Genomic DNA, 15,637 nt, shown 5'->3' with positions numbered 1-15,637 from the left:
GGATTTTGTAACTATTTTAAAAGGAATTGAGCTGCTGCTCCCTTGCTTAAGTCAGCTAACAACCCTAAATAAAGCCTGATAATTCAAGACTTTTGGATTGGTAACATTTTCATGCGCACAGGTTACAAAATTGTGATATATTTGTTGAGCCGAAACTTTTCTAAGGTAAAGTGCGGGGGATGTAATTTGTGTACATAGTACGCTTGGGGTGAATCGCACCAATAGGGCGTAGGGTTGTCTCCTCAATCCGAATCCGACAGCTAACTTCGCAGGCATCACGACTTAAGGAGGAACCATGAAAAGATTTAAAGGAATCAAGACACTTGCAGCCATCATCGGCATTTCTCTGGCGGTACAAGCGGTACCCACGTTTGCGGACTCGGTCCATGTAGCGAAGGATGGAGACACCTTCTATACATTATCTAAACAATATGGCGTTAATTTGAATCAGCTGATGAATGCAAATCCGAGCGTAGAAGCAACCAATATTTATCCAGGCCTGAAATTAAACGTTCCCGGAGCAAGCACAGCCAAGGCATTTGCCGCAGAGGACAACGGCTCCATCATCACAGCAGCTTCCCTGAACGTCAACGGCGATGACAAAGTCGTGGAAGCATGGGGTAAAACCTTCAATTACTCCAAAACGCTGGACGTCCGAGCTACGGCTTATTCATCTGCCGCTAGCGAAAACGGCAAGTGGGGAGCAGTGGACTACTTCGGCAACCCGCTGAAGCTGGGAACGATCGCGGTTGACCCTTCCGTTATCCCGTTGGGAACGAAAGTGCTGGTTACCGGTCACAGCTTCCAAGGCCTTCCGAAGAAAGCCTTCGTAGCGACAGCTAAGGATACCGGCAGTGCGATTAAGGGGAAACGCATCGACATTTTCGTGCCGGGCAGCCCGGAAAGCGTTAGTGCCTTCGGGTTCCAGGACGTTGAGCTGTACTTCATTAAATAGTCAATGCTATTCATAATAACACGGAAAAACCGGCTTTTGTACTCAAGCCGGTTTTTTTTGTACGCTCAGCGCGTTACTTGTCTTTTGGAACGTGAAGTAACCTCGGCAGCGTGACGAATGAATAGCCTTTATTTTTCAAAGTCTGAATAATGTCCGGAAGGGCATCGATCGTACCGCTGAGATTGGACGTGGTTCCGCCTCCCGCATGCTGAAGAATGATCGAGCCTTGCCCAACGGTGGACAGCACGTTGCGCTTGACCGCTTCCTTGCTGATTCCTTTCCAATCCAGCGAATCGACGTTCCAGTTTACGATTTTGTAGCCCTGCTGCTTGGCCCAGCGCAGTTGGCGTTCCGTGATGTCTCCATAAGGCGGCCTGATCAGCTTGGGCTTATAGCCGACGATGCCGTAAAGCGTGTTCTCCGTCCGCTTAATCTCGGCTACATATTCGTCCATCTCCAATTTGTGAAACACGGGATGATTATAGGAGTGGTTTCCGATCACATGTCCTTCACGGACAATGCGCTCGACCAGCTCGGGATGCTTCTTCGCCCGGCTGCCCATCACAAAAAAGGTGGCTTTAATATGATGGGCTTTGAGCACATCCAGGATCTGAGGAGTAAACCTGGGATCCGGCACGTCATCAAAGGTTAGGGCCACCTCTTTGACGCGCGGACCGTGAATTTTGAACGTTTCGGGATATTTTTTGATCAGCTGGCCTAGCGTAAGGATCTGCTGTTCCTTCCGCTTTTCTTTCGCCTCCCGGCTGCTGGTTTCCCGTGCAGGTTCGGAACCTGACGAATGTTCCGGGGGTTCACCGCCTTGAGCGGCGGCTGCCGGCCACCCGGACTGCCAAGGACAGATCAACAACAAGATCAGCAGGGAAGACAGCAATGTGCATAACAGCTTCTTTTTCATCCGTCTCGACTCCTTTCCACCGCGGACAAACAGCGAAAGCATGATTTATCCTTGTTATGTCCATAAGTTGATGCAATTATGTTGCTTTAAATCAGTTGCTGGGCCACATTTTCATATCGTTCGGCAAAGCGTGTATAATAGAACTGATGGATTACGGTCGCTGTTCGTTGGCCGTAACCGCGAGGTATGGACGATTGAACGGCGGCGCTGCAATCATATAACCCTGTTGTCATATAGGCTTAATCACATACAACATAAAGGAGACACGAAGCAATGGCAGATCTATTTACACCTTATGTACTTAAAGGATTATCTCTGAAAAACCGGATTGTTATGCCTCCGATGTGCCAATATTCGGTACAGGCTGAGGACGGGATCCCTAACAATTGGCATTATGTCCATTATGTATCCCGCGCAGTCGGCGGAGCCGGATTGATTATCGTAGAGATGACGGGGGTTCACCCGGACGGACGGATTACGAACCGGGATACGGGAATATGGGATGACGGGCAGATCCCTGCTTACCGCAAAATCGTCGACGAAGTGCACGCCCATGGCGCAAGGATCGGCATCCAGTTGGGCCATGCCGGCCGCAAGGCGGAGGACGCGAACCCGCCCGTAGCCCCATCGGCCATCCGTTTTGACGAGAAATATAAAATTCCGAGGGCTTTGTCCACCGAAGAGGCCCAGAGTCTGGTTACCGCCTATGGGGAAGCGGCCCGGCGCGCGGTGGAAGCCGGCTTTGATACCGTCGAGATACACGGCGCTCACGGCTATTTAATCCATCAGTTCCATTCTCCGCTGACCAACCGAAGAGACGATGCGTATGGAAAAGACCTGGCGTTGTTCGGAGAAGAAGTTGTTAAAGCCGTCAAGAAGGCGGTCCCTGAAGACATGCCTGTTCTGATGAGAGTGTCAGCCAAGGAGTACGTGGACGGCGGTTATGACGTCGATTACTGCGCGGAAATCTGCCAACGATACCGGGATGCGGGCGTGGACGTATTCCATATTTCCTCCGGCGGTGAAGGTCATATCGGATCGAACGGCGGACCGAAGGCCGGCTCGGGGTACCAGGTGGAATTGGCGGAGCAAATGAAGGCAAAGCTGGATGTACCGGTAATCGCTGTCGGCCGCTTGGAAAATTACGAGGAAGCGCAGCAGGTGGTGCTGGAAGGAAAGGCGGATCTGGTCGCAGTCGGCAGAGGCATGCTGAAGGATCCTTATTGGGCGCTTCATGCGGCCCAAGAGTTGAACGGAGAACAGAAGATCCCGAAACAGTACTTGCGCGCTTTTTAACTTAGGCATTGCGGAAATAAGCTAATCAAGCATTCACAACAAAACGCTGGAGTCAGATCCGTAGGATCGGCTCCCGCGTTTTTTAAACGGTAAACATACCCTTGAATGAAGGCTCCTTACTGCTATATTATGGAAGATGAACAAACGCCGAAAAAATTTTGGCGATTTTTGAAACGGTCCTAAAACTGCTGCGTAAAAGAGTATCAAGAAGAACACATTAACCTTTCAGGAGGAACAAGAAACCATGGCTATTTTCAAAAGACTGCGCGATTTAACAATGTCCAATATTAATGCGATTATTGATAAGGCAGAAGACCCGATCAAGATGACGGACCAATACATCCGCGATATGACCGAAGATTTGGAAGACGCGGAGAAGGCTGTAGCCGCTCAAATCGCCATCGAGAAAAAATTCAAGCAGCTGTACGAAGAGCAGCAGGCGCTCGTTGAGAAGCGTACCCAGCAGGCACACACCGCAGCCCAGGCACAGAACATTGAGCTGGCCCGCCGTGCGCTGGAAGAGAAAAAATCGGCTGAGCAGAAAATGAACGAATACAAAGCAAGCTACGACCAGAACAAGGCTTCGGCCGACAATCTCCGTGCCAAGCTTGAGGAAATGCGCAAGCAGCTCACCGAAATGAAGAACAAAAGAGAGACGCTGGTAGCCCGCTATAATGCGGCCAAAGCGCAAACCGAAATCAACAAGGCGATGAACGGCTTCAGCACCGATTCTGCGACGAACGGCATGAAGCGGATGGAAGAGAAGATGCTGCAGATGGAGGCGCAAGCCGAGGCCAGCAACGAAATGTCCGCCAAAGGCAAATCGCTCGACGATGAGTTCGAACAGCTCGGCAAGGACAAAGAAGTTGAAGATGAGCTGGCAGCGCTCATGAAGCAGTACGAGAACAAATAATCTGCCATAAACCGGGTATGATGAATAGCGAAGGGGAACATTTGTCATATTTCTCCTTCGCTTTTATTATGTATGAGTGAGACGTTGAGAAGATGTGGAGGCTAAGGTAGATGGATTTTAATATCATTAAAGGGATTCTGGTATGGACAGGTTCCGGGGCGATCCTGCTCTTTATTTTGATGTTTGTGGATTCGCTGTTTACCAAGTACAAAGATTTTGAAGAAGTGAAGGCAGGCAACATGGCGGTCACCTCGCGCCTGGTCATCAAGCTGCTGTCCCAGGGTTACATTCTGTCCGTTTCGATTCGGACCTCGAATAACCTGCTGGAAGCGCTTGTCGTATCGATCGTCTCCTTCTTGATCTTACTCGTGCTGGAAGCGATCGTGCGCGTCTTGATGAGATGGTGGGCAAAGCTTGACCTGGATACAGGTACACAGCAGGGCAAAGTGGGTTACGGCCTGTTTGCCGGTACGATCCATTTGGTGGGCGCCCTCATCATTACCGCCTGCCTGTAGCACGACCCCAATATATATTAAAGTTTGATTACCTAAGGAGTTATAGCATATGAGTGTATTTAAAAGAATAGGCAACCTGTTTGCCAAGCCGGAACCGCCGAAACCGGAGAAAAGCATGCTGGCGCTGATGCCGGGAGATATTTGCGAGGTATCGCTGGTCACGTACGAAGTCATCGGACGCGTGCACAACCGCGGAAGAAACGCCGTTCTGCTCACGCTCCGGGACGGGAACACGATCGCTTACCTTCATATTGAAGAGCGCGAGACCGTGGAGTATGAATTGTACGCTCCGATCGACGGCCGGCTTGACAATCCTGCAGAAGTACCGACCGAGATCGACCTGGACGACCGGGTTTACTATATGGAAGAAGAATACATCGGTCATGTGTTGATTCAAGGCAAAACCCCGTTTACGCAAGGGGGAGAGCAGCATGTATGGCAGTACCAATCCGACGATTACCATCTGCTGCGGATCGAGTGGCAGAACGGACGCTTTATGCTGTATGAAGGAGAGAAAGTAATCCCAGGTGATGTGAAAGTCATCCGGGCCAATTAGAGGTGGGGCACATGATGGGTAAGAAGAGAAGCAGGTTTCTCGGCCTGAAGCTTCTGCTTGTCGCCAGCCTTGTGCTGTCTCTGCTGACCGGATGCGGCATCGGCTCGCCAAACGTCAAGGAGACCTATCCGCTGGAGTCGGTGAACCGTGACGGTAACGCTACGTCGTATGTGTACAGGGCCGCAGACAAGACGGTTCCCGAGGTTGCGAAGGAGCTGACGGACGAGAAGAAGCCCGACCAGATGTCGCCGGAAGATGCCGACCGGATGTTCCTGGTGTACGGTAACGAATGGTACCATCTGCAGAAAGATACCGCCAAGCCAAGCGATACGCTGATCGAAATCGACTCGCAGCAGTATGTGCAGCGGAATTACGATTCAAGCTTTCTCCAGGGCTATCTGACGGCCGCGCTCATCGGACAACTCTTTGATTCGTTCGGCGGGGGAGGCTCTTACCGGGGGTATACGAGCAGAGACATTTATCAGCCGAAGCAGGGAACGTACCACAAGCCGACGACCAACGATAAAAAAGTGGCGCCGCCGCTGACGGTTGAGAAGAAGGGCTCGATTCTCCGCCGCGGCAAAAACAGCGACACGAATCCGAGCGTCGGTTCCGGAGGCAGCATTTTTGACCGGAAGAAAGATACCAAGACTCCGAGCAGGGGCAGCATTTCAAGGGGCGGCAGCAGCGGCTCCGGCCTGTTTGATGCACCGAAGCGGTCGTATACGAAGCCGAAAACCCGTGTCGGATCTGGCAAGATCACAAGGCGCAGGTGACGGCTGGCCGCAAGCGAATAACCTGATGCCGTGTTCACGGCGGACGAAAACGCACGAAGCATGGATTCGTGCGTTTTTTTGTGTCATGATAGACAGTGGAGACATTCAGCAACGGAAGGATGATACATAATGGATCAGACACGAACCGATTACGATAAATTTCACCGGAAACCGATGCAGGTCAAGGATGCCCAAAGGCTGATCGCCGGGTATGTAGAGGCAGGCGCTGTAGAAACGGTACCGCTGGCGGAGAGCGTCGAACGCTTTCTGGCCGAGCCCGTTACCGCCCCGCATCCGTTTCCGCGGTTCCGCCGCTCCGGAATGGACGGGTACGCGATTCGGTCTGCTGACACGGCTTCTTGCAGCTCGGACGATCCGGTCTGGCTGGAAGTCATTGACGAGATTCCTTGCGGCAGCGTGTCCAGCCAAGTGATCCGTCCGGGGACGGCTGCGCGGATCATGACGGGCGCCGAAGTGCCGGACGGCGCGGACGCCGTCGTCATGCTGGAAATGACGGAGCAGCAGGAAAAGGACGGACGTGCCCGGGTTGGACTGAAGCGAAAAATCCAGGAGGGGCAAAACATAACCCCGATCGGCCTGGAGGTTCAGGAAGGACAGCTGCTGCTGAGCCCGGGGACCCGGATTTCGGCCGGGGAAATCTCGGTGCTGGCGACGTTCGGCATTCACCGTGTCCCGGTGTACCGCAAGCCGCGGATCGCGATTTTCTCGACGGGGTCGGAGCTGCTGTCTGTCGAAGAGCCGCTTCAGCCGGGGAAAATCCGCAACAGCAACACGTACATGCTCGCGGCCCAGGTGCGGGAAGCGGGGGGCGAGCCCTTTATCTTGGAAGCCATTATGGACGATTTGCAGCTGGCACAAGCACGGGTCGAGTCGGCTCTCCGGGAATATGATGCCGTCGTGACCAGCGGCGGTGTGTCAGTCGGCGACTACGACATTATGGGCGACCTCGTCCGCGGCGGCGGGGTGGAGATGCTGTATAACAAAATCGCCATGCGTCCCGGCAGCGTCACGACGGCGGCCGTAAAAGACGGCAAACTGCTCTTTGCGCTGTCGGGCAATCCCGGCGCCTGCTTCGTCGGCTTTGAGCTGTTCGTCCGGCCGACAATCCAGGGCATGATGGGAAGAAAGGATGCCTACCTTAAGGAGTGGACAGCCGTCCTAGACGTCGACTATACGAAGGTGAACGCCTTTACCCGCTACGTTCGCGGAAGAATGGAAGTCCGCGATGGATTGGTGTATGCCGTTCCGGCAGCGGTGGACGAATCGAGCGTCATGGTGACGATCAAGGACAGCGATTGCCTGATCGTCATTCCGCCCGCCAAGGCAGTCACACCGGCCGGATCCAAGGTGCAAATTTTGCTGCTTAAAGAGGGATCGAGATGAGCCGGCAAGATGTGAAACCGCCCGTATGGCAAATCGTCGGGTATAAGAACAGCGGCAAGACGACGCTCGTCTGCAGTCTCGTCGAGAGGCTTGCGGTCAAAGGCATACGGACAGCGGTGATTAAGCATGACGCTCACGATTTCGACATCGATCATCCGGGAACGGACTCGTACCGGCACCGGAAATCGGGAGCAGGTGCAGTCGCCCTAGTGTCCTTGCAGCGTACGGCCGTGATCGAGGAAGCGGAAACCGGGCTGGACGAGCTCATCGGGCGGTTTTCCGCATACGACATGATTTTAGTGGAGGGCTTCAAGCAGGCGGAGTACCCCAAACTCGTGATGGTCCGCAGCCAGGAAGAACATTCGCTCGTTTCCGAATTAACATCCGTGAATGCGATCGTCTCCTGGCTTACCGATGACAAGGTGAAGGGGAACATGGATGTGCATCCGGGTTCCGTTCCGGTATTTGGCGTCAATGACACCGGCCGGATCACAGAATGGCTGCTTCACCATAGTAAGCACGGTACGACGGAATGAACGGAAACTAACCGTTTTGCAATAAAAAACAGCACGCCCATCCTGAATATACCGGATGCGGCAGTGCTGTTTTTTATTGTGACCTCGCCTAAAGCCGTTACGGTTCAAGCCTACGCTCAATCGCCTCGGACATCGTTTTGTCCGTGAGATGGGCGTACACCTCCGTCGTTTCGGTTGAGGCGTGGCCGAGCTGTTCCTTCGTTTTGTAAATATCGTTTTGCAAATAATAGTCGGTGGCAAAGGAATGCCGGAGCTTATGTACGGTGAGATAAGGCTTGCCGAAGCGCTTGGCATACTTGATGATCATCGCCTGGATCGCCCGCTTGGTCATGCGTCCGCCTTCCTGATGCCCGTTCGGAAGCGCTGCAAACAGCGCTTTTTCCCGCTTGGGCACCTTGTATCTGGACTGACGCAGGGTAAGGTACTGGGCCAAATCATCCCTTGCCTGCTCGCGGAAATAGACCGGGGTCTTGAACGTCTCGTCGTTATTGCCTTTCCGGTACACATACAGCATCTTGTTGTTCATGTCCAGATCATCGACATTCAGGTTAACGACCTCGGACACCCGAAGCCCCGAATTCAAAATCAGGCTGGCAATGCAGGCATCGCGTTCCTTATTCAGCTCATGGGCGTAGAGCGCCTGCTTGTTATTGGCGACATCCTTGGCATAGCCGTCCATAATATAACCGATAAACTCCAGCAGCTCGTCTTCCTCGAGGATCTTTCCTTTTAGTTTGGCGGCCGTGTCTTTCGGTTTGTGGATCCGTTTGATCTCCACCTTCGCCATAATGTTGCGCTTCAGGAGCGGATAAAAGTTGTCATCCTCGGCAATTTGGCTTAAGTAATGAAACAGGGAGCGCATGGAAGAAAGCTTGCGGGAGACGGTAATTTTGGAGTTGGCACTCTCCCGGCGGGTCGTTAAATACAAGCGGTAGCTGACGACGTCTTCCATCCGCAGCACCTCCAGCTCTTCCAGCGTTACCTTGCCGTTGTCCGGCGCAGCGGACAATCCTTCGGCACGGAGCCAGTTGAAGAACGTTTCGTAATCCCGGATATATTCAAGCAAAGTGGACGGCGACAGATCAGGCAGCTTGTAATCGATAAATTGCTGGACGTACCAAGGCATGGTCAGCACTTTGTCGTCGAGCTTTTTCCGGTCTTGTTCCTTTTGAACGTTCATCGTCATCCCTCATCTTTCCTTTTCTTCGTATCTTTTTATATTAACACAATGGGCGAACAGATGTCCGCTTCAATTACGTATATGTCAGTAAATCCGTCCGTGTATAACCTTGCCCGTCCGTTGACAAAGTTATATAGTGGAAATGAAGTTTAGGATCGTGAACAGGAAAATAGGAAGGTGAAGTTAATGGAGTTCAGGCTGGACCTGGTTCCGCACAAGCGCAGGCAAGTGATCTACAATTTGATGCAGCTGTATATGTACGATTTTTCCCGCTACCAGGATATCGTGGTGGACGATAACGGCAAATTTCCCGAGTACCCGGGAATCGACGAGTACTGGCGCAGGGGAACCGGCAAGCATGCTTTTTTGATTTCGTACGATAAGGTGCCGGCCGGTTTTGCGCTGGTGGACCGGCTGTACGACCCGATCGAAGGCGACTTTTACATGACGGAGTTTTTTATTATGCAAAAATACCGCCGCACCGGCATGGGAACCTGGGCTGCGCAGTCGCTGTTCGATCGGTTCAAGGGCAGATGGAAAGTGACCCAGATCAAAAACAATCTGCCGGCTCAGGCCTTCTGGCGGAAAGTGATCGGCAGCTACACGAACGAGCGGTATTCGGAAAAGGTTCACCCGCAGTATGGCAATATCAGCCAATATTTTAGCAGTTTATAAATGGAACTGAATACATAGGCTCTCGTTGACTGGGAAGCGAGCATTTCTTGAATCGGAGCGGGCCGGGGAGGAAGAACCGTCCATGCCAGCGGTTTGGCGGCCCTCCGTTTTGGGTAAACATCTCATATACTGCGTAAAAGTCACTTCGTATCTATGAACTATGAACGTATCCAATTATGAAACCAGGGAGGATTTCATTATGGAAAGACGGGCATTCGGCAAGACAGGCATGGAAGTGAGTATTTTGGGCTTTGGCGGCGCGGAGATCGGCAAGGAAACGGACCTTTCCAAAGTCGAGCAGCTGCTGGGCAGCGCGCTTGATGCGGGCCTGAACATGATCGATACAGCGGAGTGCTACGGCGACAGCGAGGAGCTGATCGGCAAAACGATGGCGAACCGCCGCAGCGAATATTATTTATTCACCAAGTGTGGACATGCTTCCGGCTTGGATTATAAAGATTGGGACCCTGAGCTGCTGGAGAAAAGCATCGACCGCAGCCTGAAGCGGCTGCAGACCGATTATGTCGACTGCATCCATCTGCACAGCTGCTCGGAGGATGTGCTGAGACAGGGCGCGGTGATCGAAGTGCTGCAAAAGGCCAAGCAGCAGGGAAAGACGCGGTTTATCGGATACAGCGGCGATTCGATTGACGCATTGTATGCGGTGCAAATCGGCGTGTTTGACAGCTTGATGGTGTCGCTCAATATCGCCGACCAGGAAGTGATCGACCTGACGCTGCCCGAAGCGCGCAAGCGGGGAATGGGGATCATCGCCAAGCGGCCGATCGCCAACGTAGCCTGGACTTACGACAAGCTCCCCGAGAACGCCTACCCGTATAAATACTGGCAGCGGCTGAAGGAGCTGCAGTATGACTTTCTGCGGGACAACGAGCAGGCGGTGGCGGATGCCCTTCATTTTACGCTGGATACACCCGGGGTGGATACCGCGATCGTGGGAACGAACAAGCCGGGGCGCTGGTCGCAGAACGCTGAGATGCTTGCAAGCACGAGCCTGAGTCATGATAAGTACCAAGAGATCCGGGCGCGCTGGAAGGAAGTGGCCCCGCGGGATTGGGTGGGTCTGACGTAAGAGATCGGCTTGACGTAAGGCGTTCCGGGGCTAAATGGCTCATGACGAAGCGCAATTAACCTTAATGAATTGCCCGATAGAGAAGGCTCCCTTGGAACACTTCAAGTTCCGGAAGGGAGCCTTTTTTGCATGCACGGAGACCGGGAGAACCACCCTTTATTCGGCCTTTCCGAGCTTCGTTTCGCTAAATTGAAGACGGTACTGCCCTGGCGTCATCCCCTCAAGCTTTTTAAACATCCGGTTGAAATACGGCGGCTGATAGCCTACCGATTTGGCGATTTCGTTCATTTTGAGGTCGGTCGTCAGCAGAAGCTTTTTGCAGCGGCCGATTTTGAGCGCCGTTAAATAATCAATGTAATTCGAGCCGGTCATTTGGCGGAACGCCTTGCTGAGATGCGACACGCTGACTCCGGCTTCCATGGCGAACGTCTCGAGGGAGATATCACACATGTAATTGTCGTGAATGGTTGCCAGCACCTGATCGACGATATCCTTCATGGCATGCTGGTAGCTCTTGGACAGCATGTCGATGTACGGCCGAATTACCCGTTTGCCGAACCACTGGATACACGCCTCAGCGTCCCTCAGCGTCCTCAGTTCTTCTTCCAGCTGGACGCCGTCAAAGAGGGCGTACGGGTTATGTCCCGACTGCAGCATGGACCGGTACAGGCTGCTCTTCAGGCGCATCAGTCCCTGGTGGACGACCCATTCCGGCGCGCCTTCATTTTTCAGCGCGGTCACGAACCGCTCCAGGATGTCCGCTGCCTCGCGTTCCAGCCCGAGGTTCAGTGTATGCGTAAATTCCTGCTCCAGATCGTACGGAAAATCGACTTCGGGATTCGCCTGCTCCAGCACGGCGGTTGCATCCAGCAGCTGGCTCTCCGACGTAAACGTGCGGTAGCTGAGCGCTTTGCGCGACTGTTCCAGCAGATAAGGAATGTCCATCCACAGCGACGCCGGGCCGTTCACGACGATCGTTGACGGCATGCGCAGCACATGCTCCAGCGCACGGAGCATATCCCTGCCAAGCCGAAGCAGTTCATCCCGCGCATCCATGGCGGAGGTTTCAGGAAATATCAGCACCGCGGCAATCGAACCGTCGAGCAAATCAAGCGTATGCACATAGGTTGCCGACGCCTCCGACATTTCGCCGACGATGTTGATGGCCGCGTAGGTGATGAGCTGGCTGTCCTTTTCTGTCAGGGGGGCCTTGTGACCGTCAAGTCCGTGCAGCTGGCAGACCACGACCGAAAACAGGCAGCCTGTCACGTCGAGCTGCAGGGCGCGAAGCTTTTCGATCATTTCCGTCTCCGATAAATGGGCGGCTTGTCCCAGCACAAACTGGTTGATCAGCGCTTCCCTGACTTTGGGAGTGGATTGATCCAGCCGGCTCTGCAGCGACTCGTTGGCGAACCGGTACTGCTGCCATTTTGCCTCAATGTAGGCCATTTCGTCGGACGGGTCGGCGTCTTCATCCGTTTTGCCGTCCCTGACCAGATCCATCACTTTGCGGAACGGCTGGTAGAAGCGGTTGGACGCAAACCAGCTCAGCCCGAGCGCGGCGATGAGAGACAGAACCCAGTAGACGACCACCACATGCGTATAGGCACTGTTGGGCGCGGTGACTTTGGATGACGGGGTACCCGTCACAAAGGTCCAGATCCGGTTCATTTTCTCAAAAGAAACCGCATTCATGAGGAACTGCTCATGATCCGCACGGATTTGAAAGCGCGACTGGCTGTCATACGTGCGCTTGGTCGAGCCGAGCTGTTCCATGATCCGTGGCAGCAGCTCGGGATACGACTTGGCGGCATCCGACTGACCAATGACCACGTCGCTGCCATCGAGAACATAGGCGGCCTGGTCGGGGGTCACGTTCAATTGGAGCATGGCCGGGTTGACGTACAGGACGAGCGCCCCGTAAGAGGTTTGGCCGTTAAAAGGCAGCTTCATGACGATCGCATGCTTGGAGCCGCTGCGTCCAAACGGCCGGGTGAGATGATTCGTCCAGAAAATACCCTTATCCCCGTTCATGAGACTGTTCCAAACGGCACGATCCGCCGGATCGTCCAGCGTGCGCAGGCCGAGGACCGGCTGCAGCAGCACATTCTGCTTCGGTATGTACAAATAAGCCTGATCGATCAGCGATTCCCCGTTTTCGATCAGCGACATCGTGTCCAGCAGTTCCTGGGTCTTTTCGAACTCATCGACATAGTTCATGTCAGCGATCGCAGGCTTAAAGATGGGGTTGGCCATCATGTGCAGGGCGTACTGTACCAGCTGGGCGAACTGGCCGTCGATTCTGCGCACCGATTCCCGCAGCATGATCTCGTTATTTTGCTGATACTGCTGGATCAGGTACCGGTTGCCGACATACCCGCCAATGCAGCTGACGATCGTGATCGGAATACAGGTCAGCAGGATCGCAAGCGCGATGCTTCTCCAGTATACGGTCCCTTTCGATGCGAACCTTTTCGCCAAGTAGTCTCTCAACATGGTATCCACTCCCGCTTGTTTGCTTCCGCCCTGAATCTTGATCATGACGATAGTATGTCTATCATAACGAACGGCAGCGGGGTTGAATAGACCTGTAACCCATGAATTTCCGCCAGTCAAAAAAGTGCAATCCCCAGAAACGGACACGCGGAAATGATTGATCGAAAGCTTCCTCAGCAGCTTCGCTTAAAGAATTGGACATGACCAAGGGTGTGGCGCCTGTTCTGACGGGAAAGAAAATCGAATTGCCGGAAATCCGGCGGCCCCCTAACATGATTCACATAAGCGGCCGCAGGGCGGCAGGCTCACAACCACCGGATGGATATCAACCCGGGCAGCGGCCAGCCATCCCGATTGCCGCGGACTAGCTAGCAGGGGACCGACATTTTTGAAGAAAGAGAGGGAGCGCGATGAGCGAAACATCGATGGGCGGGCAGTCCGAGGGGCGATCCGCCCCGGGGAAATCTGCTCCGCTAAGGGAGATCACGCTGAAGAAGCGGAGGCTGTGGCCGGATCTTCGGCGCGACAAGTATTTGTATTTACTGGCCATGCCGGGGCTGCTGTTTTTCATTATTTTTAAGTACATCCCCATTACGAATCTGGTCATTGGCTTCCAGGATTATTCCCCTTACCTTGGGATCATGGGCAGCAAGTGGGTCGGATTTGAGCACTTTGTCCGCTTTTTCTCCAACCCCGATTTCTGGATGCTGCTCCGCAATACGCTGGGCATCAGTCTGATGAATCTGGTGTTCTTCTTCCCGGCTCCGATTATTCTGGCCCTGATGATGAACGAAGTGAGAAATCAGATCATGAAGCGGTCGGTTCAGTCGCTGATCTATATTCCGCATTTTCTGTCCTGGGTGCTGATTTACGGGCTGACGTACTTGATGTTCTCCCAGTCAGAAGGGCTGATCAACAAGCTGCTGGAGGCAAGCGGGAGGAGCACCGTCGATATTTTATCGAATCCGCATTATTTCTGGGGCATGCTGACGGTTCAGTCCATTTGGAAGGAAGTAGGGTGGGGCACGATCATCTTCCTCGCGGCGATCGCGGGCGTCGATCCCCAGCAGTATGAAGCAGCTGTCATGGACGGTGCCGGGCGGTTCCGCCGAATGTGGCATATTACGCTGCCCGCGATGCGCAATGTCATTATGATCCTGTTCATTTTGCGCCTCGGCACGATTATGGATACCGGCTTCGAGCAGGTGTACCTGATGATGAACGCGGCGGTAACGGAGGTGGCCGAAGTGTTCGATACCTATGTATACCGGGTCGGCATCCGCCAAGGCGAGTTCAGCTACAGCACGGCCATCGGCCTGTTCAAATCGGTCGTCGGCGTCGTCCTGGTCGTCCTTGCGAACAAGGCGGCTAAACGCCTGGGTCAAGACAGCTTGTATTAAGGTAAAACTTCGAAAGGAGAGTTGCAGCGGATGGAACTGTCCCTGACCTGGAAAGACCGCCTGTTCAGCCTGTCCAACGGCGGGCTGCTGATTTTGTTCAGCCTGGCCATGGTGTTTCCGATTTATTATACGATTGTGCTTTCGTTTACGGACCCGACGGAGTATTATACGAGGGATTTGATTTTGTGGCCGCATCACTGGTCGCTGGACGCGTACCGCTATCTGCTCGGCAACGGCTTGTTCGTCAATTCGGTGCTGATCAGCCTGTTTCTGGCGACCGTGGGCACGCTGCTGAGCTTGCTGGTGACCGGGGGACTGGCCTATGCCATCTCGGTCCGCCGGCTCCGGTTCCGCAAGACGATGATGGTCATGATCCTGATTACATTTTTGTTTACGCCGGGACTTGTGCCGCTGTACATGGTGGTCCGAAACCTCGGCCTGATCGACAGCGTCTGGTCGCTGATTTTGCCGTCGCTGACGAGCGGCTGGTACGTGCTGCTGATGAAAGGCTTTTTCGACAGCATCCCGGACAGCCTGGAAGAGGCCGCGCGGATCGACGGCTGCACCGAAATCAGCGTGTTCTGGCGGATTATCATTCCGTTGTCGCTGCCGGCGGTGGTCGCTTTCGGGCTGTTTTTTGCGGTGGGGTACTGGAACACCTATTTCAACGCGATCATGTTCATGAATGAGCAGAACAAATGGCCGCTGCAGGTGCTCCTGCAAAATATGCTCGTCGATCCGACGACGATGGGCGGCGGCGAGAACGCCAATATCAGCGTTACCATGAACCGGCAGATGCCGACGGAGACGCTCAAAATGGCCGCCGTGGTCATTGCGACGGTTCCGATTATGCTCGTATATCCGTTCCTCCAGAAGCACTTCGCCAAAGGGGCGATGGTGGGCTCGGTCAAGGAATGAAGATATAGTAC

At 53.8% G+C, this 15,637-nt stretch carries 15 protein-coding genes and 1 riboswitch; of the genes, 12 read left to right on the top strand and 3 right to left on the bottom strand.

Annotation, left to right across the window (positions count from 1 at the left end; genetic code table 11):
* Positions 1–137 precede the first annotated feature (137 nt).
* Positions 138–292, top strand: a riboswitch (cyclic di-AMP (ydaO/yuaA leader).
* A 3-nt stretch (positions 293–295) separates the two neighbouring features.
* Complete coding sequence (locus MKY74_RS24290; RefSeq protein ID WP_076171394.1) at positions 296–955, top strand: 3D domain-containing protein; 660 nt, start codon at positions 296–298, stop codon at positions 953–955.
* A gap of 73 nt (positions 956–1,028) precedes the next feature.
* On the opposite strand, the gene MKY74_RS24285 is transcribed toward MKY74_RS24290, so the two are convergent.
* Positions 1,029–1,871: a polysaccharide deacetylase family protein gene (locus MKY74_RS24285; RefSeq protein WP_076171396.1), complete on the bottom strand. Its 843-nt coding sequence runs from the start codon at positions 1,869–1,871 to the stop codon at positions 1,029–1,031.
* A 273-nt stretch (positions 1,872–2,144) separates the two neighbouring features.
* Here MKY74_RS24285 and MKY74_RS24280 point away from each other — a divergent pair, with 273 nt between their 5' ends.
* The 7 genes from MKY74_RS24280 to mobB all read left to right on the top strand — a co-directional run bounded on the left by MKY74_RS24280 (position 2,145) and on the right by mobB (position 7,867).
* Entirely contained in the window at positions 2,145–3,167 is a 1,023-nt protein-coding gene (locus MKY74_RS24280) for an NADH:flavin oxidoreductase/NADH oxidase (RefSeq protein ID WP_076171398.1), read from the top strand.
* Positions 3,168–3,411: 244 nt separating this feature from the next.
* Positions 3,412–4,080: a PspA/IM30 family protein gene (locus MKY74_RS24275; RefSeq protein WP_076171401.1), complete on the top strand. Its 669-nt coding sequence runs from the start codon at positions 3,412–3,414 to the stop codon at positions 4,078–4,080.
* A gap of 110 nt (positions 4,081–4,190) precedes the next feature.
* Positions 4,191–4,595 carry a DUF350 domain-containing protein gene (locus MKY74_RS24270; RefSeq protein ID WP_076171403.1) on the top strand — a complete coding sequence of 135 codons (405 nt, stop codon included), beginning with the start codon at positions 4,191–4,193 and terminating at the stop codon, positions 4,593–4,595.
* 49 nt (positions 4,596–4,644) lie between these two features.
* Complete coding sequence (locus tag MKY74_RS24265; RefSeq protein WP_076171405.1) at positions 4,645–5,151, top strand: DUF4178 domain-containing protein; 507 nt, start codon at positions 4,645–4,647, stop codon at positions 5,149–5,151.
* Between the two features lie 14 nt (positions 5,152–5,165).
* The gene (locus tag MKY74_RS24260) at positions 5,166–5,927 is read left to right on the top strand and encodes a DUF4247 domain-containing protein (RefSeq protein ID WP_076171407.1); all 762 of its coding nucleotides are present in this window, start codon (positions 5,166–5,168) and stop codon (positions 5,925–5,927) included.
* A 129-nt stretch (positions 5,928–6,056) separates the two neighbouring features.
* Positions 6,057–7,331, top strand: a complete 1,275-nt coding sequence (locus tag MKY74_RS24255; protein ID WP_076171409.1) for a molybdopterin molybdotransferase MoeA — start codon at positions 6,057–6,059, stop codon at positions 7,329–7,331.
* Positions 7,328–7,867, top strand: coding sequence for a molybdopterin-guanine dinucleotide biosynthesis protein B (gene mobB / locus MKY74_RS24250; protein ID WP_076171411.1), 540 nt, complete (start codon positions 7,328–7,330; stop codon positions 7,865–7,867). The genes MKY74_RS24255 and mobB overlap by 4 nt, the downstream gene beginning before the upstream one ends.
* 97 nt (positions 7,868–7,964) lie before the next feature.
* Here the strand turns inward: mobB and xerS are convergent, their stop codons facing one another.
* On the bottom strand, positions 7,965–9,047 hold the full coding sequence (gene xerS, locus MKY74_RS24245) for a tyrosine recombinase XerS (RefSeq protein ID WP_076171780.1): 1,083 nt from the start codon (positions 9,045–9,047) through the stop codon (positions 7,965–7,967).
* 186 nt (positions 9,048–9,233) lie between these two features.
* On the opposite strand from xerS, the gene MKY74_RS24240 reads away from it, so the two are divergent.
* Both MKY74_RS24240 and MKY74_RS24235 read left to right on the top strand, forming a co-directional pair.
* Positions 9,234–9,722 carry a GNAT family N-acetyltransferase gene (locus tag MKY74_RS24240; protein ID WP_076171413.1) on the top strand — a complete coding sequence of 163 codons (489 nt, stop codon included), beginning with the start codon at positions 9,234–9,236 and terminating at the stop codon, positions 9,720–9,722.
* A 199-nt stretch (positions 9,723–9,921) separates the two neighbouring features.
* Positions 9,922–10,812 (top strand): aldo/keto reductase, encoded by an 891-nt coding sequence (locus MKY74_RS24235; protein WP_076171415.1) that lies wholly within the window; start codon positions 9,922–9,924, stop codon positions 10,810–10,812.
* Positions 10,813–10,968: 156 nt separating this feature from the next.
* Here MKY74_RS24235 and MKY74_RS24230 read toward each other — a convergent pair whose 3' ends face one another.
* Positions 10,969–13,308, bottom strand: a complete 2,340-nt coding sequence (locus tag MKY74_RS24230) for a helix-turn-helix transcriptional regulator (protein WP_076171783.1) — start codon at positions 13,306–13,308, stop codon at positions 10,969–10,971.
* Between the two features lie 410 nt (positions 13,309–13,718).
* On the opposite strand from MKY74_RS24230, the gene MKY74_RS24225 reads away from it, so the two are divergent.
* Positions 13,719–14,708 carry an ABC transporter permease gene (locus MKY74_RS24225; RefSeq protein WP_076171418.1) on the top strand — a complete coding sequence of 330 codons (990 nt, stop codon included), beginning with the start codon at positions 13,719–13,721 and terminating at the stop codon, positions 14,706–14,708.
* A 30-nt stretch (positions 14,709–14,738) separates the two neighbouring features.
* Positions 14,739–15,626, top strand: coding sequence for a carbohydrate ABC transporter permease (locus tag MKY74_RS24220; RefSeq protein ID WP_076171420.1), 888 nt, complete (start codon positions 14,739–14,741; stop codon positions 15,624–15,626).
* The last annotated feature ends 11 nt before the right edge of the window (positions 15,627–15,637 follow it).

Source organism: Paenibacillus sp. FSL R5-0378, assembly GCF_038009285.1.
Classification (GTDB): Bacteria; Bacillota; Bacilli; order Paenibacillales; family Paenibacillaceae; genus Paenibacillus_AQ; species Paenibacillus_AQ favisporus.
This window is presented reverse-complemented; position numbering and strand designations above follow the sequence as displayed.

Excerpts from the sequence above, each read along its gene's own strand:
- MKY74_RS24290 (WP_076171394.1), top strand. The coding sequence starts at position 296 with ATGAAAAGATTTAAAGGAATCAAGACACTTGCAGCCATCATCGGCATT.
- MKY74_RS24260 (WP_076171407.1), top strand. The coding sequence starts at position 5,166 with ATGGGTAAGAAGAGAAGCAGGTTTCTCGGCCTGAAGCTTCTGCTTGTC.
- xerS (WP_076171780.1), bottom strand. The coding sequence starts at position 9,047 with ATGAACGTTCAAAAGGAACAAGACCGGAAAAAGCTCGACGACAAAGTG.
- MKY74_RS24270 (WP_076171403.1), top strand. The coding sequence starts at position 4,191 with ATGGATTTTAATATCATTAAAGGGATTCTGGTATGGACAGGTTCCGGG.
- MKY74_RS24235 (WP_076171415.1), top strand. The coding sequence starts at position 9,922 with ATGGAAAGACGGGCATTCGGCAAGACAGGCATGGAAGTGAGTATTTTG.
- MKY74_RS24275 (WP_076171401.1), top strand. The coding sequence starts at position 3,412 with ATGGCTATTTTCAAAAGACTGCGCGATTTAACAATGTCCAATATTAAT.
- MKY74_RS24220 (WP_076171420.1), top strand. The coding sequence starts at position 14,739 with ATGGAACTGTCCCTGACCTGGAAAGACCGCCTGTTCAGCCTGTCCAAC.
- MKY74_RS24240 (WP_076171413.1), top strand. The coding sequence starts at position 9,234 with ATGGAGTTCAGGCTGGACCTGGTTCCGCACAAGCGCAGGCAAGTGATC.
- mobB (WP_076171411.1), top strand. The coding sequence starts at position 7,328 with ATGAGCCGGCAAGATGTGAAACCGCCCGTATGGCAAATCGTCGGGTAT.
- MKY74_RS24285 (WP_076171396.1), bottom strand. The coding sequence starts at position 1,871 with ATGAAAAAGAAGCTGTTATGCACATTGCTGTCTTCCCTGCTGATCTTG.
- MKY74_RS24230 (WP_076171783.1), bottom strand. The coding sequence starts at position 13,308 with ATGTTGAGAGACTACTTGGCGAAAAGGTTCGCATCGAAAGGGACCGTA.
- MKY74_RS24255 (WP_076171409.1), top strand. The coding sequence starts at position 6,057 with ATGGATCAGACACGAACCGATTACGATAAATTTCACCGGAAACCGATG.
- MKY74_RS24280 (WP_076171398.1), top strand. The coding sequence starts at position 2,145 with ATGGCAGATCTATTTACACCTTATGTACTTAAAGGATTATCTCTGAAA.
- MKY74_RS24265 (WP_076171405.1), top strand. The coding sequence starts at position 4,645 with ATGAGTGTATTTAAAAGAATAGGCAACCTGTTTGCCAAGCCGGAACCG.
- MKY74_RS24225 (WP_076171418.1), top strand. The coding sequence starts at position 13,719 with ATGAGCGAAACATCGATGGGCGGGCAGTCCGAGGGGCGATCCGCCCCG.